General features: G+C 68.7%; 15 protein-coding genes and 4 tRNA genes. All 19 read right to left on the bottom strand.

Features of this window, described 5'->3' with window-relative positions; all coding sequences use genetic code 11:
- Nucleotides 1–51: 51 nt before the first annotated feature.
- The 19 genes from rpoC to MOJ79_RS03305 all read right to left on the bottom strand — a co-directional run bounded on the left by rpoC (nt 52) and on the right by MOJ79_RS03305 (nt 18785).
- Nucleotides 52–4287, bottom strand: coding sequence for a DNA-directed RNA polymerase subunit beta' (gene rpoC / locus MOJ79_RS03395; protein WP_241922877.1), 4236 nt, complete (start codon nt 4285–4287; stop codon nt 52–54).
- 21 nt (nt 4288–4308) lie between these two features.
- The gene (gene rpoB, locus MOJ79_RS03390; protein WP_241922876.1) at nt 4309–8436 is read right to left on the bottom strand and encodes a DNA-directed RNA polymerase subunit beta; all 4128 of its coding nucleotides are present in this window, start codon (nt 8434–8436) and stop codon (nt 4309–4311) included.
- Nucleotides 8437–8740: 304 nt separating this feature from the next.
- The gene (rplL, locus tag MOJ79_RS03385; protein WP_119293333.1) at nt 8741–9118 is read right to left on the bottom strand and encodes a 50S ribosomal protein L7/L12; all 378 of its coding nucleotides are present in this window, start codon (nt 9116–9118) and stop codon (nt 8741–8743) included.
- Nucleotides 9119–9169: 51 nt separating this feature from the next.
- Nucleotides 9170–9679: a 50S ribosomal protein L10 gene (gene rplJ / locus MOJ79_RS03380; protein ID WP_241922875.1), complete on the bottom strand. Its 510-nt coding sequence runs from the start codon at nt 9677–9679 to the stop codon at nt 9170–9172.
- 284 nt (nt 9680–9963) lie between these two features.
- On the bottom strand, nt 9964–10671 hold the full coding sequence (gene rplA / locus MOJ79_RS03375; RefSeq protein WP_241922874.1) for a 50S ribosomal protein L1: 708 nt from the start codon (nt 10669–10671) through the stop codon (nt 9964–9966).
- Between the two features lie 2 nt (nt 10672–10673).
- Nucleotides 10674–11105: a 50S ribosomal protein L11 gene (gene rplK / locus MOJ79_RS03370; protein ID WP_119293327.1), complete on the bottom strand. Its 432-nt coding sequence runs from the start codon at nt 11103–11105 to the stop codon at nt 10674–10676.
- A 113-nt stretch (nt 11106–11218) separates the two neighbouring features.
- The gene (gene nusG, locus MOJ79_RS03365) at nt 11219–11791 is read right to left on the bottom strand and encodes a transcription termination/antitermination protein NusG (RefSeq protein WP_119293339.1); all 573 of its coding nucleotides are present in this window, start codon (nt 11789–11791) and stop codon (nt 11219–11221) included.
- Between the two features lie 13 nt (nt 11792–11804).
- The gene (secE, locus tag MOJ79_RS03360) at nt 11805–12188 is read right to left on the bottom strand and encodes a preprotein translocase subunit SecE (RefSeq protein ID WP_241922873.1); all 384 of its coding nucleotides are present in this window, start codon (nt 12186–12188) and stop codon (nt 11805–11807) included.
- A gap of 166 nt (nt 12189–12354) precedes the next feature.
- Nucleotides 12355–12430, bottom strand: a tRNA-Trp gene (locus MOJ79_RS03355).
- A 13-nt stretch (nt 12431–12443) separates the two neighbouring features.
- A complete protein-coding gene (gene tuf, locus MOJ79_RS03350; RefSeq protein ID WP_241922872.1) occupies nt 12444–13634 on the bottom strand; it encodes an elongation factor Tu in 1191 nt (396 codons plus the stop codon).
- A gap of 46 nt (nt 13635–13680) precedes the next feature.
- Nucleotides 13681–13755: transfer RNA gene (locus MOJ79_RS03345), tRNA-Thr, on the bottom strand.
- Between the two features lie 56 nt (nt 13756–13811).
- Nucleotides 13812–13885, bottom strand: a tRNA-Gly gene (locus tag MOJ79_RS03340).
- 43 nt (nt 13886–13928) lie between these two features.
- A tRNA-Tyr gene (locus MOJ79_RS03335) sits at nt 13929–14014 on the bottom strand.
- A gap of 62 nt (nt 14015–14076) precedes the next feature.
- Nucleotides 14077–14721, bottom strand: a complete 645-nt coding sequence (locus MOJ79_RS03330; protein ID WP_241922871.1) for a hypothetical protein — start codon at nt 14719–14721, stop codon at nt 14077–14079.
- Nucleotides 14718–15506, bottom strand: a complete 789-nt coding sequence (gene trpC / locus MOJ79_RS03325; protein WP_241922870.1) for an indole-3-glycerol phosphate synthase TrpC — start codon at nt 15504–15506, stop codon at nt 14718–14720. The genes MOJ79_RS03330 and trpC overlap by 4 nt, the downstream gene beginning before the upstream one ends.
- A 14-nt stretch (nt 15507–15520) precedes the next feature.
- On the bottom strand, nt 15521–16033 hold the full coding sequence (locus MOJ79_RS03320) for a hypothetical protein (RefSeq protein ID WP_241922869.1): 513 nt from the start codon (nt 16031–16033) through the stop codon (nt 15521–15523).
- Nucleotides 16034–16046: 13 nt separating this feature from the next.
- Complete coding sequence (gene trpD, locus MOJ79_RS03315; protein WP_241922868.1) at nt 16047–17081, bottom strand: anthranilate phosphoribosyltransferase; 1035 nt, start codon at nt 17079–17081, stop codon at nt 16047–16049.
- A 19-nt stretch (nt 17082–17100) separates the two neighbouring features.
- The gene (gene ltaE / locus MOJ79_RS03310) at nt 17101–18180 is read right to left on the bottom strand and encodes a low-specificity L-threonine aldolase (RefSeq protein WP_336606309.1); all 1080 of its coding nucleotides are present in this window, start codon (nt 18178–18180) and stop codon (nt 17101–17103) included.
- A 5-nt stretch (nt 18181–18185) separates the two neighbouring features.
- A complete protein-coding gene (locus tag MOJ79_RS03305; RefSeq protein WP_241922867.1) occupies nt 18186–18785 on the bottom strand; it encodes an aminodeoxychorismate/anthranilate synthase component II in 600 nt (199 codons plus the stop codon).
- Between the last annotated feature and the right edge of the window lie 11 nt (nt 18786–18796).

The following is an 18796-nucleotide window of genomic DNA, read 5'->3' as shown; positions in this document are numbered from 1 at the left end:
CAAGGGGCGGCCGAAGCCGCCCCTCGCACGCCGCCCGGCCCGGGCGGACGCTCACTCGCCGGCGTTGTCGTCCGACGATGCGGCGTCGACCTGCGCGAGCTGCGCGGCGGCCAGCTCCTCGGCCTCCTGCAGCGCGATCGCGCGGCGCTCGCTCTCGTCCATCTCCTCCTTCGCCTTGCGGGCCTGGTGGAACGCCATGCCGGTGCCCGCCGGGATCAGGCGGCCGACGATGACGTTCTCCTTCAGCCCGCGCAGCTCGTCGCGCTTGCCCATGATCGCGGCCTCGGTCAGCACGCGCGTGGTCTCCTGGAACGACGCGGCCGAGATGAAGCTGTCGGTCGACAGGCTCGCCTTCGTGATGCCGAGCAGCACGTCGGCGTGCGTGGCCGGGATCTTGCCCTCGGCGCGCAGCTTGTCGTTGGTGTCCAGCAGCTCCGAGCGCTCGACCTGCTCGCCGGCGATGTAGCCGCTGTCGCCCGGGTCGACGATCTGCACGCGGCGCAGCATCTGGCGCACGATCACCTCGATGTGCTTGTCGTTGATCTTCACGCCCTGCAGGCGGTAGACGTCCTGCACCTCGTCGACGATGTAGCGTGCCAGCTCCTCGATGCCCAGCAGGCGCAGGATGTCCTGCGGGTCGGCCGGACCATCGACGATCGGCTCGCCCTTGTTGACCACCTGGCCCTCGTGCACGAGGATGTTCTTCTCCTTGGGCACCAGCTCCTCGTAGACCTTGCCGTCGGGGTCGGTGATCTGCAGGCGCACCTTGCCCTTGGTCTCCTTGCCGAACGACACCGTGCCGGTGATCTCGGCGAGCATGCCCTTGTCCTTCGGCGAGCGCGCCTCGAACAGCTCGGCCACGCGCGGCAGACCGCCGGTGATGTCGCGCGTCTTCTGGCCCTCGACCGGGATGCGCGCCAGCACCTCGCCGGGAGCGAGGTCCTGCCCGTCGCGCACCTGGATCAGCGCACCGATCGGGAAGCCGATCGTCACCGAGTGGTCGGTGCCGGGGATCTTGACCTCGTTGCCAGCGGCGTCGAGCAGCTTGACCTGCGGGCGCACGACCTTGGCCGCGCCGCGGCGCTTCGGGTCGATCACCACCAGCGTCGACAGGCCCGTGACCTCGTCGACCTGCTTGGCCACCGTGACGCCCTCCTCGACGTTCTCGAACTTCGCCTTGCCGGCGAACTCGGTGATGATCGGGCGCGTCAGCGGGTCCCAGTTCGCGAGCACGGTGCCCGCCTTGATCTGCTGGTCGGCCTTGACGTTGAGCGTCGCGCCGTACGGCACCTTGTGGCGCTCGCGCTCGCGGCCGTGCGGGTCGGCGATGATGATCTCGCCCGAGCGCGAGATCACGACGAGCTCGCCCTTGCCCGACTTCGAGTTCATCACGTAGCGCATCGTGCTGTTGAACGAGACGATGCCGTCGCTCTTGGCCTCGACGCTCGACGCCACCGCCGCACGCGACGCCGCGCCACCGATGTGGAACGTGCGCATCGTCAGCTGCGTGCCCGGCTCGCCGATCGACTGTGCCGCAATCACACCGACCGCCTCGCCGACGTTGACCAGCCCGCCGCGGCCGAGGTCGCGGCCGTAGCACTTGGCGCACAGGCCGAAGCGCGTGCTGCAGGTTAGCGGCGTGCGCACCTTGACCTCGTCGACGCCGGCCGCCTCGAGCATGTCGAGCGCATCCTCGTCGAGCATCTCGCCGGCCGCGACGAGCACGGCCTGCGTCTCGGGGTGCAGCACCTCGACCGCCGCGACGCGGCCGAGGATGCGGTCGCGCAGCGACTCGATGACCTCGCCGCCCTCGACGAGCGCGCGCATGTAGATGCCATGCTCGGTGCCGCAGTCCTCCTCGGTGACGACGAGGTCCTGCGTCACGTCGACGAGGCGGCGGGTCAGATAGCCCGAGTTCGCCGTCTTCAGCGCCGTGTCGGCGAGACCCTTGCGTGCGCCGTGCGTCGAGATGAAGTACTGCAGCACGTTCAGGCCTTCACGGAAGTTGGCCGTGATCGGCGTCTCGATGATGCTGCCGTCGGGCTTGGCCATCAGGCCGCGCATGCCGGCGAGCTGGCGGATCTGCGCCGCCGAGCCGCGCGCGCCCGAGTCGGCCATCATGTAGATCGAGTTGAACGACTCCTGGTCGACGACCTTGCCGTGGCGGTCGGTGACCTTCTCCTTCGACAGCTGGGCCATCATGACCTTGCCGACCTCGTCGCCGGTCTTGCCCCAGATGTCGACGACCTTGTTGTAGCGCTCGCCGGCGGTCACCAGACCCGAGACGTACTGCTGCTCGATCTCCTTGACCTCCTTCTCGGCGCGCTCGATCAGACCGTGCTTCTCCTTCGGCACCAGCATGTCGTCGATCGCGATCGAGATGCCCGCGCGCGTGGCCAGCCGGAAGCCGGTCTGCATCAGCTTGTCGGCGAAGACGACCGTCTCCTTCAGACCGCACTTGCGGAACGACAGGTTGATCAGCCGCGAGATCTCCTTCTTCTTCAGCGCCTTGTCGATCGCGGCGAACGGCAGCCCCTTCGGCAGGATCTCCGACAGCAGCGCACGGCCCACCGTCGTCTCGACGAGCTTCGTCGACGGCACGAACTCGCCGCTGTCCTTGTCCTTCGTCCACTCGGTCAGCCGCACGCTGACGCGCGCGGTGATCTCGACGACACCGTTGTCGAACGCACGCTGCAGCTCGGCGAGGTCGGCGAACACCATGCCCTCGCCGCGCGCGTTGATGCGCTCGCGCGTGGCGTAGTACAGCCCCAGCACGACGTCCTGGCTCGGCACGATCGACGGCTCGCCGTTGGCGGGGAACAGCACGTTGTTCGTCGCCAGCATCAGCACGCGCGCTTCCATCTGCGCCTCGATCGACAGCGGCACGTGCACGGCCATCTGGTCGCCGTCGAAGTCGGCGTTGAACGCCGCGCACACCAGCGGGTGCAGCTGGATCGCCTTGCCCTCGATCAGCACCGGCTCGAACGCCTGGATGCCCAGGCGGTGCAGCGTCGGCGCGCGGTTGAGCAGCACCGGGTGCTCCTTGATGACCTCCTCGAGGATGTCCCACACCACCGGCGTGCCGGCCTCGACCTCCTTCTTCGCCGCCTTGATCGTGGTGGCGATGCCCATCGCCTCCAGCCGGCTGAAGATGAACGGCTTGAACAGCTCGAGTGCCATCAGCTTGGGCAGGCCGCACTGGTGCAGCTTGAGCGTCGGGCCGACGACGATCACCGAGCGGCCCGAGTAGTCGACGCGCTTGCCGAGCAGGTTCTGGCGGAAGCGCCCGCCCTTGCCCTTGATCATGTCGGCGAGCGACTTGAGGGCCCGCTTGTTCGCGCCCGTCATCGCCTTGCCGCGGCGGCCGTTGTCGAGCAGCGAGTCGACCGCCTCCTGCAGCATGCGCTTCTCGTTGCGCACGATGATCTCGGGCGCCTTGAGCTCGAGCAGCCGCGCCAGTCGGTTGTTGCGGTTGATGACGCGGCGGTACAGGTCGTTGAGGTCCGACGTCGCGAAGCGTCCGCCGTCCAGCGGCACCAGCGGGCGCAGGTCCGGCGGCAGCACCGGCAGCACCTCCATGATCATCCACTGCGGCTTGATGCCCGACTTCTTGAAGGCCTCGAGCACCTTCAGGCGCTTCGAGTTCTTCTTGACCTTGAGCTCCGAGCCGGTCATGTCGCCGCGCAGGCGCTCGATCTCGGCGTCGATGTCCATGTCCTCGAGCAGCTTCTTGATGCCCTCGGCGCCCATCATCGCGACGAACTCGTCACCGTACTCGGCGCGCTTGGCCTCGTAGTCGTCCTCGCTCATGATCGAGAACTTCTTCAGCGGCGTCATACCCGGGTCGACGACGACGTAGGCCTCGAAGTACAGCACGCGCTCGATGTCGCGCAGCGTCATGTCGAGCACCAGGCCCAGGCGCGACGGCAGGCTCTTCAGGAACCAGATGTGCGCGCACGGCGCCGCGAGGTCGATGTGACCCATGCGCTCGCGGCGCACCTTGGTCTGCGTGACCTCGACGCCGCACTTCTCGCAGATCACGCCGCGGTGCTTGAGGCGCTTGTACTTGCCGCACAGGCACTCGTAGTCCTTGATCGGCCCGAAGATCTTGGCGCAGAACAGGCCGTCACGCTCGGGCTTGAAGGTGCGGTAGTTGATCGTCTCGGGCTTCTTCACCTCGCCGAACGACCACGAGCGGATCTTCTCGGGCGAAGCCAGCCCGATGCGGATCGCGTCGAAGTGTTCGTCGGGGGTGAACTGCTTGAAAAGGTCGAGTAGTCCCTTCATGGCTCTATTCCTTTTCCGTCTTTAGTTGCGCTCGAGCTCGATGTCGATGCCCAGCGACCGGATTTCCTTGACCAGCACGTTGAACGACTCGGGCATGCCGGCATCGATCGAGTGCTCACCCTTGACGATGTTCTCGTAGACCTTGGTGCGGCCCGTGACGTCGTCGGACTTGACGGTCAGCATCTCCTGCAGCACGTAGGCCGCGCCATAGGCCTCGAGCGCCCAGACCTCCATCTCGCCGAAGCGCTGGCCGCCGAACTGCGCCTTGCCGCCCAGCGGCTGCTGCGTGACCAGGCTGTACGGGCCGGTCGAGCGCGCGTGCATCTTGTCGTCGACGAGGTGGTGCAGCTTGAGCACGTGCATGTAGCCCACCGTCACCGGACGCTCGAAGGCGTCGCCGGTGCGCCCGTCGTACAGGCGCGCCTGCGTGCGCGTGGGCGTCAGGCCCTTGAGCGCGGCGACGTCGTCGGGGTAGGCGAGCTGCAGCATCGCGCGGATCTCCTCTTCCTTCGCGCCGTCGAACACCGGCGTCGCGAACGGCACGCCGTCTTGCAGGTTGCGCGCCATCTCGAGCACCTCGTCGTCCGACAGCGTGTCGATCGCCTCGGTGCGCCCGCCGCTCTTGTTGTACAGGTTGTCGAGGAACTGGCGGATCTCGGCCACGCGCGCCTGGCGCTGCAGCATGTCGCCGATGCGCTGACCGATGCCCTTGGCGGCCCAGCCGAGGTGGACCTCGAGCACCTGGCCGACGTTCATGCGGCTGGGCACGCCCAGCGGGTTGAGCACGATGTCCATCGGCGTGCCGTCGGCCATGTAGGGCATGTCCTCGACCGGCACGATCTTCGACACGACACCCTTGTTGCCGTGGCGGCCGGCCATCTTGTCGCCCGGCTGCAGGCGGCGCTTGACGGCGAGATACACCTTGACCATCTTCAGCACGCCGGCGGGCAGCTCGTCGCCCTGCGTGAGCTTCTTGCGCTTTTCCTCGAACGCGAGGTCGAAGCCGTGGCGCGTCTGGTCGAGCGAATTCTTGATGCTCTCGAGCTGGTTGGCGACGTCTTCGTCGGCCGGGCGGATGTCGAACCAGTGGTACTTGTCGACGCCGGCCAGGTACTCCTTGGTGATCGTCGTGCCCTTGGCGATCTTCTGCGGGCCGCCGTTGGCGACCTTGCCGACGAGCAGCTTCTCGATGCGGTCGAACGCGTCGGCCTCGACGATGCGCAGCTGGTCGTTGAGGTCGAGGCGGAAGCGCTTGAGCTCGTCGTCGATGATCTGCTGCGCGCGCTTGTCGCGCTGGATGCCCTCGCGCGTGAAGACCTGCACGTCGATCACGGTGCCGCTGGTGCCCTGCTCGACGCGCAGCGACGTGTCCTTCACGTCGCTGGCCTTCTCGCCGAAGATCGCACGCAGCAGCTTCTCCTCGGGCGTCAGCGTCGTCTCGCCCTTGGGCGTGACTTTGCCGACGAGCACGTCACCGGGGCCGACCTCGGCACCGACGTAGACGATGCCCGACTCGTCCAGGCGCGCGAGCTGCTGCTCCGACAGGTTCGGGATGTCGCGCGTGATCTCCTCGGGGCCGAGCTTGGTGTCGCGCGCCATCACGACCAGCTCCTCGATGTGGATCGAGGTGTAGCGGTCGTCGGCGACGACCTTCTCGGAGATCAGGATCGAGTCCTCGAAGTTGTAGCCGTTCCACGGCATGAACGCGACCAGCATGTTCTGGCCGAGCGCGAGCTCGCCGAGGTCGGTCGACGCGCCGTCGGCGACGACGTCGCCGGCCGCGACGCGGTCGCCGCGCTTGACGATCGGGCGCTGGTGGATGTTCGTGTTCTGGTTGCTGCGCTGGTACTTGATCAGGTTGTAGATGTCGACGCCGACCTCGCCCGCGGCGGTCTCGTCGTCGTTGACGCGGATCACGATGCGGTTGGTGTCGACGTAGTCGACGACGCCGCCGCGGCGCGCGACGACGACCGTGCCCGAGTCGACCGCCGCGACGCGCTCGACGCCGGTGCCCACCAGCGCCTTCTCGGGGCGCAGCGTCGGCACGGCCTGGCGCTGCATGTTGGCGCCCATCAGCGCGCGGTTGGCGTCGTCGTGCTCGAGGAAGGGCACCAGCGACGCGGCCACCGACACGATCTGCGCCGGCGCGACGTCCATGTACTGCACGCGCTCGGGGCTCACGAGCACCGACTCGCCCTTCTCGCGCGCGCTCACCAGCTCGTCGACGAGGCGGCCGTCCTTGTCGAGCGTCGCGTTGGCCTGCGCGATGACGTATTTGCCTTCCTGGATCGCGCTCAGGTACTCGATCTCGTCGGTGACCTTGCCGTCGACGACGCGGCGGTACGGCGTCTCGAGGAAGCCGTACTCGTTCAGGCGCGCGTACAGCGCCAGCGAGTTGATCAGGCCGATGTTCGGCCCTTCCGGCGTCTCGATCGGGCACACGCGGCCGTAGTGGGTCGGGTGCACGTCGCGCACCTCGAAGCCGGCGCGCTCGCGCGTGAGGCCGCCCGGGCCCAGCGCCGAGACGCGCCGCTTGTGCGTGATCTCGGACAGCGGGTTGGTCTGGTCCATGAACTGCGAGAGCTGGCTCGCACCGAAGAACTCCTTGAGCGCCGCGGAGATCGGCTTGGAGTTGATCAGGTCGTGCGGCATCAGCGCCTCGGTCTCGGCCTGGCCCAGGCGCTCCTTGACCGCCTTCTCGATGCGTGCCAGGCCCGAGCGGTACTGGTTCTCGGCCAATTCACCCACGCAGCGCACGCGACGGTTGCCCAGGTGGTCGATGTCGTCGACCTCGCCGCGGCCGTTGCGCAGCTCGACGAGGATCTTGACGACGTCGAGGATGTCCTCGTTGGACAGCGTCATCGAGCCCTCGGCCGTGTCACGGCCGACGCGGGCGTTGAACTTCATGCGCCCGACGCGCGACAGGTCGTAGGTGTCGGGGCTGTAGAACAGGCGGTTGAACAGCGCCTGCACCGCGTCCTCGGTGGGCGGCTCGCCGGGGCGCATCATGCGGTAGATCGCCACGCGCGCGGCGAGCTCGTCGGCCGTCTCGTCGATGGCCAGCGTCTGGCTGATGTAGGCGCCCTGGTCGAGCTCGTTCGTGTACAGGCACTGGATCTCGCGGATGCCCGCGGCGCGCAGCTTCTTCAGCAGCGACTCGGTCAGCTCGTCGTTGGCCTTGGCGACGATCTCACCGGTGTCGGGGTCGACCATGTTGCGCGCGACGACGCGGCCGACGAGGAAGTCCTCGGGCACGCTGATGAACTTCGTGCCGCTTTGCTCGAGCTGGCGCAGGTGGCGCGCCGTGATGCGCTTGTCCTTCTCGACGACGACGTTGCCGTTCTTGTCGGTGATGTCGAAGCGCGCGACCTCGCCCTTCAGCCGCTCGGGCACGAACTCGAGCTGCGCACCCGAGTCCATCAGGTGGAAGTTGTCGAAGACGAAGAAGTGCGCAAGGATCTGCTCGGGGTTCAGGCCGATGGCCTTGAGCAGGATCGTCACCGGCATCTTGCGTCGGCGGTCGACGCGGAAGTACAGGATGTCCTTCGGGTCGAACTCGAAGTCCAGCCACGAGCCGCGGTACGGGATGATGCGCGCCGAGAACAGCAGCTTGCCCGAGCTGTGCGTCTTGCCCTTGTCGTGCTCGAAGAACACGCCGGGCGAGCGGTGCAGCTGGCTGACGATGACGCGCTCGGTGCCGTTGATGATGAACGAGCCGTAGTCGGTCATCAGGGGCACCTCGCCCATGTAGACCTCCTGCTCCTTGATCTCCTTGACCGTCTTCGGCGCCGCGGCCTCGCGGTCGTAGATGATCATCTGCAGCTTCGCGCGCACGGCGGCGGCGTAAGTCAGGCCGCGCTGCTGGCACTCGCGCACGTCGAACGTGGGCTTCGCGATGTTGTACTCGATGAACTTCATCTCGACGTACCCGTTGTGCGAGACGATCGGGAACGCGGAGAGGAAGGCGGCCTGCAGCCCCTCGGGCTTGCGCTTGGCGGGCGGCACGTCCTTCTGCAGGAACGCGACGTACGACTCGCGCTGCATCGTGAGCAGGTAGGGGACGTTGAGCACGCTCGCGCGCTTGCCGAAGCTCTTGCGGATGCGCTTGCGCTCGGTGTAGCTGTAGCTGGTGGGGGATGCTTGCGCCATAAATGCTCCGTGTCGAGAACGCACGCCTGGCCTGGGCATGCACTCGTCGGCGACTGGCAACCCGGGCATTGCGCCCGAAGCTTGGTGACGGGCCACTACCCGTCGCTGGCGGACAACCGGGGCGTTGCACCCCAGCCCGACCAAACCGGTCCTCTGCAGTCGGATCAGAGAACACTGCCAAGCCCGCAGGCTTGGCGCTGCTCTCGTTGCGCCTTGGCCGCGTCGAGCGGCCGCCGTGGGCCCGGCTCGCCGGGCCACGGGCGGCGCCTCGTCGAGGGGAGGCGCCGCCGGGGCTTCGCGGGTGTTACTTCAGCTCGGCCTTCGCGCCGGCCTCGACCAGCTTCTTCATCGCGGCTTCGGCGTCGGCCTTGGGGATGCCTTCCTTGACGGGCTTCGGCGCGCCGTCGACCAGGTCCTTGGCCTCCTTCAGGCCCAGGCCGGTGATCTCGCGCACGGCCTTGATGACGGCCACCTTGTTGGCGCCGGCTTCGACCAGCATCACGGTGAACTCGGTCTTCTCTTCAGCGGCCGGAGCGGCCGCGCCACCGCCACCGGCGGCCGGGGCAGCCATCGCCGCGGCCGACACGCCGAACTTCTCCTCGATGGCCTTGACCAGGTCATTGAGTTCCATCACGGTCATGCTGTCCAGGGCGGTCAGGAAAGCGTCTTTGTCGAATGCCATTTGGGGTTCCTCGATGCAGAAATGAATGGGGAAATGCGAATGACGGGGGCCTCAGGCGGCCGGCGCTTCGGCGCCGCCACCGCGCTTTTCAGCCAGCGCGGCGAGCACGCCGGCCATGCGCTGGATCGGCGACTTCAGCAAGCCGGCGACCTGCGAGATCAGCACCTCGCGACTCGGGATCGACGCCAGCGCCTTCACGCCCTCGACGTCGAGCGCCTTGCCCGCGTAGACACCGCCCTTGATCACCAGCTTGTCGTTGGTCTTGGCGAAATCGGCGATCACTTTGGCCGCCGCCACCGCGTCTTCCGAAAAGCCGTAGATCAGCGGACCGGCCATGGCCTCGCGGGCGACCTCGAACGGCGTGCCGGCGACGGCGCGGCGCGCGAGGGTGTTCTTCAGCACGTGAAGATAGACACCCTTGGCGCGCGCGTCGACGCGCAGCTTGTTGAGGCTTTCCACGGTGAGGCCACGGTACTCGGCCAGCGCGAGCGTCTGCGACTTGGCGGCCTGCGCCGCCACGTCCGTCACCACGGCCGCCTTCTCGTTGCGATTGAGACTCAAGGTCTGCTCCTCACATCACGTGCCTGGCCCCGCGCACGGGGTTCGGCACACCGGACTTCAGCGACCTTCTGCATCGAACTCGGCCGTCGCCGGCGTCGTCCATCACAGCGGGTTCGCCATCTGCGCTGGCGTCGGTGGCGCCCTGTCGGACGCCACCTCGATTAAGAGGCCCGAAGGCCCCACCAGCGGTCTTCGATGACCTGCGGCACCCAGCAGACCGGGCCACCGCAGCCCACCAAACCTTCACCGCCGCGCCAGACTCGCGCGGCGGCATCCCTTCACGGTCAAGCCTGCGCGGCGGCGGCGATCGTCGCCGCATCGACACGCACGCCCACACCCATCGTCGAGCTCACGGCCACCTTGCGCAGGTACACGCCCTTGCTGCTCGCCGGCTTGGCCTTGTTCAGCGCATCGAGCAGCGCCGCGAGGTTGCCCGCGAGCTTGTCGGTATCGAACGAGCGCCGCCCGATCGTCGCGTGCACGATGCCGGCCTTGTCGACGCGGAACTGCACCTGGCCGGCCTTGGCGTTCTTCACCGCAGTGGCCACGTCGGGCGTCACGGTGCCGACCTTCGGGTTCGGCATCAGGCCGCGCGGACCGAGGATCTGGCCGAGCTGGCCGACGACGCGCATCGCGTCGGGCGAGGCGATGACGACGTCGAAGTTGATGTTGCCCGCCTTGACCTCGGCGGCGAGGTCGTCCATGCCGACGACGTCGGCGCCGGCGGCCTTGGCCTCCTCGGCCTTGGCGCCCTGCGCGAACACCGCGACGCGCTTGGTCTTGCCGGTGCCGTTGGGCAGCACGACGGCGCCACGCACGACCTGGTCGGACTTCTTCGCGTCGATGCCCAGCTGCACCGCGACGTCGATCGACTCGTCGAACTTCGCGGTGGCGCACTCCTTGACCAGCGCGAGCGCGTCGCCGATCGGGTACAGCTTCGTGCTGTCGACCTTGCCCTGCAGGGCCTTGGCTTTCTTCGTCAGCTTGGCCATCGTCAGACTCCTTCGACCGTGACGCCCATCGAGCGGGCCGAACCGGCAATCTGCTTGACCGCCCCCTCGAGGTCGGCGGCGTTGAGGTCCTTCATCTTCGTCTTCGCGATCTCCTCGATCTGCGCGCGCGTGAGCTTGCCGACCTTCTCGAGGTGCGGCCGCCCCGAGCCCTTGTCGAGCTTGAGCGCCTTCTTGATCAGCACGGTGGCCGGCGGCGTCTTGAGGACGAACGTGAACGACTTGTCGGCGTACGCGGTGATCACCACCGGCAGCATCAGACCGGGCTCCATGCCCTGCGTCTGCGCGTTGAACGCCTTGCAGAACTCCATGATGTTCAGCCCGCGCTGACCGAGCGCGGGACCGATGGGCGGCGAGGGGTTCGCCTTGCCCGCCGGCACTTGCAGCTTGATGAAGCCGACGATCTTCTTGGCCATGATGGCTCCTTACCGAGTTCGAACGCCGCCGGGTCTCGCACCGCGGACGGCTCCTCGTCCTTCAGCCCTGGGGGATTGCGGCGCGCCGGGGCCGTGGCAGCGCGCCGCGAACGTCAAATCTTCTCGACCTGCGAGAAGTCGAGCTCGACCGGCGTCGCGCGGCCGAAGATGGTGACGCTGACGCGCACCTTCGACTTGTCGTAGTTGACTTCCTCGACCGCGCCGTTGAAGTCGGTGAACGGACCGTCCTTGACGCGCACGAGCTCGCCGACCTGCCACTCGACCTTCGGCCGCGGCTTCTCGACGCCTTCCTGCATCTGGTTGACGATCTTCATCACCTCGGCTTCCGAGATCGGCGCCGGGCGGTTCTTCGCGCCGCCGACGAAGCCGGTGACCTTGCTCGTGTGCTTCACGAGGTGCCACGTGTCGTCGTCCATCACCATCTCGACGAGCACGTAGCCGGGAAAGAAGCGCCGCTCGGTGACGGCCTTCTTGCCGTTCTTCAGCTCGACGACTTCCTCGGTCGGCACCAGGATGCGGCCGAACTTCGACTGCATGCCCGAGCGCTCGATGCGCTCGCGCAGGTTGCGCTCGACGGCCTTCTCCATGCCCGAGTAGGCATGCACGACGTACCAGCGCATCGGTGCCGCCGCGGCGGCGTCGCTCTTGACGGCCTGCTCAGTCATCGTCATCACCCCTTCAACGCCAGCCCAGCACGAGGCCGTACAGCACCCACTCGAGCGTCTTGTCGGTCAGCCACAAGAACAGCGCCATCACGAACACGAAGGCGAACACGTAGCCCGTCATCTGCGTGGCCTCCTTGCGCGTCGGCCAGACGACCTTCCTCGTCTCCTTGACCGCGTCGCGCCCGAAGGCGATCAGCTGCTTGCCGCTCTCCGACGTGAAGAACACGACGACGCCCGCCGCCAGCAGCCCCAGCAGCGCCAGCAGCCGCAGCCACAGGTCCGACGACGCCAGCAGGTAGAACGCCGCCACGCCGCCCACGACGAGCAGCGCGGCCACGGCCAGCTTGGCCTTGTCGGCCGGGGTGCTGACGGTCTCGACGGAGGTGTTCGTGGACATGGAATCGCTTCGTGACTCTCGGCGCGACGTCTCAGACGGGGCGCGGCGCCTTCAACGGCAAGGCCCGCCGGGTCGGTGGCACACCCCCTGCGGGCCGGTCTGGCCGGTGCGCGCGGCGCCTCGGGCGCCACACCGCATCAAGTTGCGCGACGCACGCGCCGCGCGGTGGCAGGGGCAGAGGGAATCGAACCCCCAACCTTCGGTTTTGGAGACCGACGCTCTGCCAATTGAGCTATACCCCTGCGGACTCTTCTCTCACTCGATGATCTTCGAGACGACGCCGGCGCCCACGGTGCGCCCGCCCTCGCGGATCGCGAAGCGCAGGCCCTCTTCCATCGCGATCGGCGCGATCAGCTTGACGGTGATCTGCACGTTGTCGCCCGGCATCACCATCTCCTTGTCCTTGGGCAGCTCCACCGCACCCGTCACGTCCGTCGTGCGGAAGTAAAACTGCGGACGGTAGTTGTTGAAGAACGGCGTGTGCCGCCCGCCCTCTTCCTTGCTCAGCACGTACACCTCCGCCGTGAAGTGCGTGTGCGGCTTGATGCTGCCCGGCTTGCACAGCACCTGCCCGCGCTCGACTTCCTCGCGCTTGGTGCCGCGCAGCAGGATGCCCACGTTGTCGCCCGCCTGACCCTGGTCGAGCAGCTTGCGGAACATCTCCACACCCGTGCAGGTGGTCTTCTGCGTCGGACGGATCCCCACGATCTCGATTTCGTCGCCGACCTTGATGATGCCGCGCTCCACACGGCCCGTGACCACCGTGCCGCGGCCCGAGATCGAGAACACGTCTTCCACCGGCATCAGGAAGGCCCCGTCGATCGCACGCTCGGGCGTCGGGATGTAGGTGTCCAGCGCCTCGGCCAGCTTCATGATCGCCTGCTCACCCAGCTCGCCCTTGTCGCCCTCGAGCGCCAGCTTGGCCGAGCCCTTGACGATCGGCGTATCGTCGCCGGGGAAGTCGTACTTCGAGAGCAGCTCGCGCACCTCCATCTCGACGAGCTCGAGCAGCTCGGCGTCGTCGACCATGTCGCACTTGTTCAGGAACACGATGATGTACGGCACCCCCACCTGCCGCGCCAGCAGGATGTGCTCGCGCGTCTGCGGCATCGGGCCGTCGGCGGCGCTCACCACCAGGATCGCGCCGTCCATCTGCGCCGCACCCGTGATCATGTTCTTCACGTAGTCCGCGTGCCCCGGGCAGTCCACGTGCGCGTAGTGGCGGTTCGCGGTCTCGTACTCCACGTGCGCCGTGTTGATCGTGATGCCGCGCGCCTTCTCCTCCGGCGCCGCGTCGATCTCGTCGTACTTCTTCGCCTCGCCGCCGTACTTGCTCGCCAGAATCGTCGTGATCGCCGCCGTCAGCGTCGTCTTGCCGTGGTCCACGTGCCCAATCGTGCCCACGTTCACGTGCGGCTTCGTGCGCTCAAACTTGCCTTTTGCCATTGCCGGTTCTCCTGGCGATCGGTTCAGTAAGAAGGATGACGATGAGTGGTGCCCATGACGCGGATCGAACGCGTGACCTCTCCCTTACCAAGGGAGTGCTCTACCACTGAGCCACATGGGCGTCGACACGGGTCTGGGCGCGACGACGCCCACACGCTTGGCGACGAAGCGGCGCACTGGAGCGGGAGACGGGAATCGAACCCGCATCATCAGCTTGGAAGGCTGGGGTTCTACCATTGAACTACTCCCGCCCGGGAGCCGCCTGCACACAGTCAGACGAGATCAACTTCGCTTTGGTGGAGGAGGCTGGATTCGAACCAGCGTAGGCGTAAGCCAACAGATTTACAGTCTGCCCCCTTTAACCACTCGGGCACCCCTCCGCGGCGAACCGCGAAGTATAGCGGGTTTCCACCCGTGCGCACCAAGTGCCCCAAAGCCGCGCTCAGTCACGCACCGGCAGCTGCCGCGTCATCGCGTCGAGCCAGGCCCGCTGCAGGTCGGCCCGCTGCGGCAGCGGATGACGGTAGAACGGCTCCTGGTCAGTGAGCCCTAACACCCTTCGCGACGATGTCGCCGCGATGGCCTTTGACGCCAGCGGCGCGAGTTCACGGGCCAGGCCCCACGCGCGCAGCACGGGCACCTGCGCCGGCCCGAGCGCGCGCGCGAGCTCGCCGGCGCGCGCCGGGCTGAAGATGCTGTGACGATCATCGGCGAGCGTGGCCAGCGCCGCGAACAGTTCGGCACTCTTCGGCGTGCGCAGATCCGACAGGTTGATCACCCGGATGTGCCGCAGCGACCACCCCTGCGCCTGCGCGCGCAGCGCCAGGCGCATCAGCTGGTACTGCGTGCGGTCGGGCAGCGCCGGCGCCCAGCCGTCGGCGTCGAGGTCGGCCAGCGGCCGCGAGCTGCCCGGGTTCATCATCACCGCGACGAGGTCGGCCGGGCGAACGCGCGCCGCCACCGGGTCGAGCCCGCGCTCGACGATCTCGAGGTGGCTGCGCAGCGCGAAGCGCCGGCCGTCGAGCTCGGCGTCGTAGTAGCGGCCGTGGACGTCGAAGCGCGCCAGCAGCCCGGCGGCCGCGCTCATCCGAACAGCTGCGCCAGCGCCTGCCCCGGGTCGGGGGCGCGCATGAAGGCCTCGCCGACGAGGAACGCGTGCACGCCGGCGTCGCGCATCGTGCGCACGTCGTCGCGCGTCAGGATGCCCGACTCGGTCACGAGCAGGCGGTCGGCCGGCACGCGCGGCAGCAGGTCGAGCGTGGTGTGCAGCGAGACCTCGAAGGTGCGCAGGTTGCGGTTGTTGACGCCCACCAGCGGCGTCTTCAGGCGCAGCGCGCGGTCGAGCTCGGCGGCGTCGTGCACCTCGACGAGCACCGCCATCCCGAGCGCGAGCGCCTGCGCCTCGAGCGCGGCCATCTGCGCGTCGTCGAGGCAGGCGGCGATCAGCAGGATGCAGTCCGCGCCCATCGCGCGCGCCTCGTCGACCTGGTAGGCGTCGACGATGAAGTCCTTGCGCAGCACCGGCAGCGCGCACGCTGCGCGCGCCTGCTCGAGGTAGGCCGGCGCGCCCCGAAAGAACGGCGCGTCGGTCAGCACGCTCAGGCACGCCGCGCCGTGGCGCGCGTAGCTGGCGGCGATCTCGGCCGGCACGAAGTGCTCGCGCAGCACGCCCTTGCTCGGGCTCGCCTTCTTGACCTCGGCGATCACCGCCGGCCGGCCGGCGCCGACGCGCCCGCGCAGCGCGCCGACGAAGTCGCGCACGTCGCGCCGCGCCTCGGCAGCGCGACGCACGTCGGCCGCAGGCCGCGCCTTCAGCGCCGCGGCGACCTCGTCGCGCTTGACGGCGACGATGCGGTTCAGGATGTCGGACATCGTGATCCCCCCGTTCACAGGCGTGGCCCGCTGCGCTCGATGCGCAAGCGCCGCGCCAGCACGTCGGCCAGTTCGTTCAGGCGCGTCATCGACGCGCCGCGCAGCCGCGCCGCGCTGTCGAACAGCCGCACGACGCGGCCGCGCTCCGCGTGGCGCAGGTCGATCGCGATCGATTGCCGGCGGTCGCCCGGCGCGCAGGCGATCGACCAGCCCGCCCCGTCGATCACGACCACCTCGCCGGGCAGCTCGCGCGGCGCGATGGTGCGCGCCGCGAAGTCGACGAGCCAGCCGGCCCGTGCGCGCTTGAGCCGCGCGTGCAGCAGCATCGCCACCAGCATGCCGACCAGCGCGACCCAGCCCAGCGCCGCGTGCCCGTCGCCGATGCCGGCGGCCGCGAGCCCGAGCGCGAGCGACGCGCCGCCCAGCCACAGCCCCGCCGGGTGCGCCTCGACACGCGGCAGGAACAGCTGCGGTGCGTCGTGCGCGGCGCGCACGAGCGCGTCGAGCGACGGTGCGCCCACCGTCATCGCGCGCGCCCCGTCACGCGGCGCGCAGCCGGTTCGTCGCGGCGACGAACTGGCTGAGCTTGGCCAGCGCCCGGCCCGACGCGACCGCCTCGCGCGCGAGCTTGACGCCGTCGCCGATCGAGCCGGCGAGGTTCGCGCAGTACAGCGCCGCCCCGGCATTGAGCAGCACGATGTCGCGCACCGGCCCGTCCTCGTTGGCCAGCGCGCGCTGGATGCACGCGACCGACTCTTCCTTGTTCGCGACCTTCAGCACGCGCGAGTCGTACACCGGCAACCCGAAGTCGCTCGGGTGGATCGTGTACTCGCGCACCTCGCCGTCCTTCAGTTCGCCGACCATCGTCTCGCCCGACAGCGACACCTCGTCCATGCCGTTCATGCCGTAGACGACCATCACGTGCTCGCTGCCCAGGCGCTGCAGCACGCGCACCTGAATGCCGACGAGGTCGGGGTGGAACACGCCGAGCAGCTGGTTCGGTGCCCCGGCCGGGTTCGTCAGCGGCCCGAGGATGTTGAAGATCGTGCGCACGCCGAGCTCCTTGCGCACCGGCGCGGCGTGCTTCATCGCCGGGTGGTGGTTCGGCGCGAACATGAAGCCCACGCCGGTCTCGGCGATGCACTGGCCGACCTGCTCGGGCGTGAGGTCGATGCGCGCGCCGAGCGCCTCCATCACGTCGGCGCTGCCGCTGGTCGAACTCACGCTGCGCCCGCCGTGCTTGGCCACGCGCGCGCCGGCGGCGGCGGCAACGAAGGTCGCGGCGGTCGAGATGTTGAACGTGTGCGAGGCGTCACCGCCAGTGCCGACGATGTCGACGAGGTGCGTGCGGTCGGCGACCGCCACGGGTGTCGCGAACTCGCGCATCACCTGCGCCGCGGCGGCGATCTCGCCGATCGTCTCCTTCTTGACGCGCAGCCCGATCGTCAGCGCGGCGATCATCACCGGGCTCATCTCGCCGCTCATGATGCGGCGCATCAGCGCGAGCATCTCGTCGTGGAAGATCTCGCGGTGCTCGATGACGCGCGTCAGCGCTTCGGTGTTGGTGATCGCCATGGGGTCTCCTCGCGGGCAGTCAGTAGGGGGAGTCGGGAGCGCGCGGCGCCGTGGCGGCCGTGCTCGCCGGGCGGGTACAGAACTCGCGCACCGCGGCGATCGTGCGCTCGATGCCGTCGTCGTCGACGTCGAGGTGCGTGACGAAGCGCAGTCCGATCAGCCCGGTGGCCAGGATGCCGCGCGCGGCCAGGTGCGCGAGCAGTTCGCCGCCGCGGCCGCCGTCGACGTCGACGAACACGATGTTGGTCGCGGCCGACCGCACGGCGAGGCCCGGCAGGCCGCGCAGGCCGTCGGCCAGCCGCGCGGCGCGCGCGTGGTCGTCGCGCAGGCGGTGCACGTGGTGGTCGAGCGCGTGGTCGATCGCCGCGGCGAGCACGCCGGCCTGGCGCATGCCGCCGCCCACCACCTTGCGCCAGCGCCGCGCACGAGCGATCAGCGCGCGCGAGCCGCACAGCACCGAGCCCACCGGCGCGCCGAGCCCCTTCGAGCAGCACACCGAGACACTGTCGAAGTGGCGCGTGATCTCGCGCAGCGCGGCGAACGGGTCGCCGCCGGGGCCGGCGGCGTGGACCGCGGCGTTGAACACGCGCGCGCCGTCGAGGTGGCACGCGAGCCCGCGCGAGCGCGCGAGCGCGGTGGCCTCGGCCAGGTAGGCCGTGGGCATCGGGTGCCCGTTCCAGGTGTTCTCGAGACACAGCAGCCGCGTGCGCGCGAAGTGCGGGTCATCGGGCTTGATCGCCGCGGCGATGTCGGCCAGGCCCATCAGCCCCTGCCCGTCCTGCGCCAGCGGCTGCGGCTGGATGCTGCCGAGCACCGCCGCGCCGCCGCCTTCGTAGCGGTAGGTGTGCGCCATCTGGCCGACGAGGTACTCGTCGCCGCGCTCGCAGTGCGCCATCAGCGCGCACAGGTTGCTCTGCGTGCCCGAGGGCATCAGCAGCGCGTCCTCCATGCCGGTGAGCGCGGCCATGCGCGCCTGCAGCGCGTTGACGCTCGGGTCGTCGCCGAACACGTCGTCGCCGACCTCGGCGGCGGCCATCGCGGCGCGCATCGCCGGCGTCGGCTTCGTCACCGTATCGCTGCGCAGGTCAACGGTCTTCACGGGACTCACAGCGTCGCCGGCTCGCGGCTCATGCGCAGGAAGTTGCGCAGCAGCGCGTGACCGTGTTCGGTCAGGATCGACTCGGGGTGGAACTGCACGCCCTCGAGCGGCGTCGTGCTGCCGGCGAGTTCGCGGTGGCGCACGCCCATGATCTCTCCGTCTTCCGACGTCGCGGTGATCGCGAGCACCTCGGGCAGCGTCGCGCGCTCGATCACGAGCGAGTGGTAGCGGATCACGGTGAACGGGTTCGGCAGGCCGTCGAACACCCCCTGGCCGTCGTGCGTCACGAGGCTCGTCTTGCCATGCATCTGCTGCCGGGCGCGCACGATGCGGCCGCCGAGCGCGGCGCCGATCGACTGGTGGCCGAGGCACACGCCGAGGATCGCGATGCGGCCCATGAAGGTGCGGATCGCGTCGACGCAGATGCCCGCCTCGGCCGGCGAGCAGGGCCCCGGCGACAGCACGAGCTGGTCGGGGTTCAGCCCGGCGATGCCTTCGAGCGTGATCTCGTCGTTGCGAAACACGCGCACCTCTTCGCCGAGCTCGCCGAAGTACTGCACGAGGTTGTAGGTGAACGAGTCGTAGTTGTCGATCATCAGCAGCATCGTGCGCCCCT

Origin of the sequence: Calidifontimicrobium sp. SYSU G02091 (genome assembly GCF_022631395.1) — a bacterium.
GTDB classification, from domain to species: Bacteria; Pseudomonadota; Gammaproteobacteria; order Burkholderiales; family Burkholderiaceae_C; genus Calidifontimicrobium; species Calidifontimicrobium sediminis.
The sequence above is the reverse complement of the archived record's forward strand: the minus strand, read 5'-3'. Positions and strand labels throughout refer to the sequence as shown.

Bases quoted from the DNA above. Each gene is read 5' to 3' on its own strand.
- rplA (WP_241922874.1), bottom strand. From the start codon at position 10,671: ATGGCCAAGCTGACGAAGAAAGCCAAGGCCCTGCAGGGCAAGGTCGAC.
- tuf (WP_241922872.1), bottom strand. From the start codon at position 13,634: ATGGCAAAAGGCAAGTTTGAGCGCACGAAGCCGCACGTGAACGTGGGC.
- trpD (WP_241922868.1), bottom strand. From the start codon at position 17,081: ATGGCGATCACCAACACCGAAGCGCTGACGCGCGTCATCGAGCACCGC.
- rplK (WP_119293327.1), bottom strand. From the start codon at position 11,105: ATGGCCAAGAAGATCGTCGGCTTCATCAAGCTGCAAGTGCCGGCGGGC.
- MOJ79_RS03305 (WP_241922867.1), bottom strand. From the start codon at position 18,785: ATGCTGCTGATGATCGACAACTACGACTCGTTCACCTACAACCTCGTG.
- secE (WP_241922873.1), bottom strand. From the start codon at position 12,188: ATGTCCACGAACACCTCCGTCGAGACCGTCAGCACCCCGGCCGACAAG.
- rpoC (WP_241922877.1), bottom strand. From the start codon at position 4,287: ATGAAGGGACTACTCGACCTTTTCAAGCAGTTCACCCCCGACGAACAC.
- rpoB (WP_241922876.1), bottom strand. From the start codon at position 8,436: ATGGCGCAAGCATCCCCCACCAGCTACAGCTACACCGAGCGCAAGCGC.
- rplL (WP_119293333.1), bottom strand. From the start codon at position 9,118: ATGGCATTCGACAAAGACGCTTTCCTGACCGCCCTGGACAGCATGACC.
- MOJ79_RS03320 (WP_241922869.1), bottom strand. From the start codon at position 16,033: ATGACGGTGGGCGCACCGTCGCTCGACGCGCTCGTGCGCGCCGCGCAC.
- trpC (WP_241922870.1), bottom strand. From the start codon at position 15,506: ATGTCCGACATCCTGAACCGCATCGTCGCCGTCAAGCGCGACGAGGTC.
- nusG (WP_119293339.1), bottom strand. From the start codon at position 11,791: ATGACTGAGCAGGCCGTCAAGAGCGACGCCGCCGCGGCGGCACCGATG.
- MOJ79_RS03330 (WP_241922871.1), bottom strand. From the start codon at position 14,721: ATGAGCGCGGCCGCCGGGCTGCTGGCGCGCTTCGACGTCCACGGCCGC.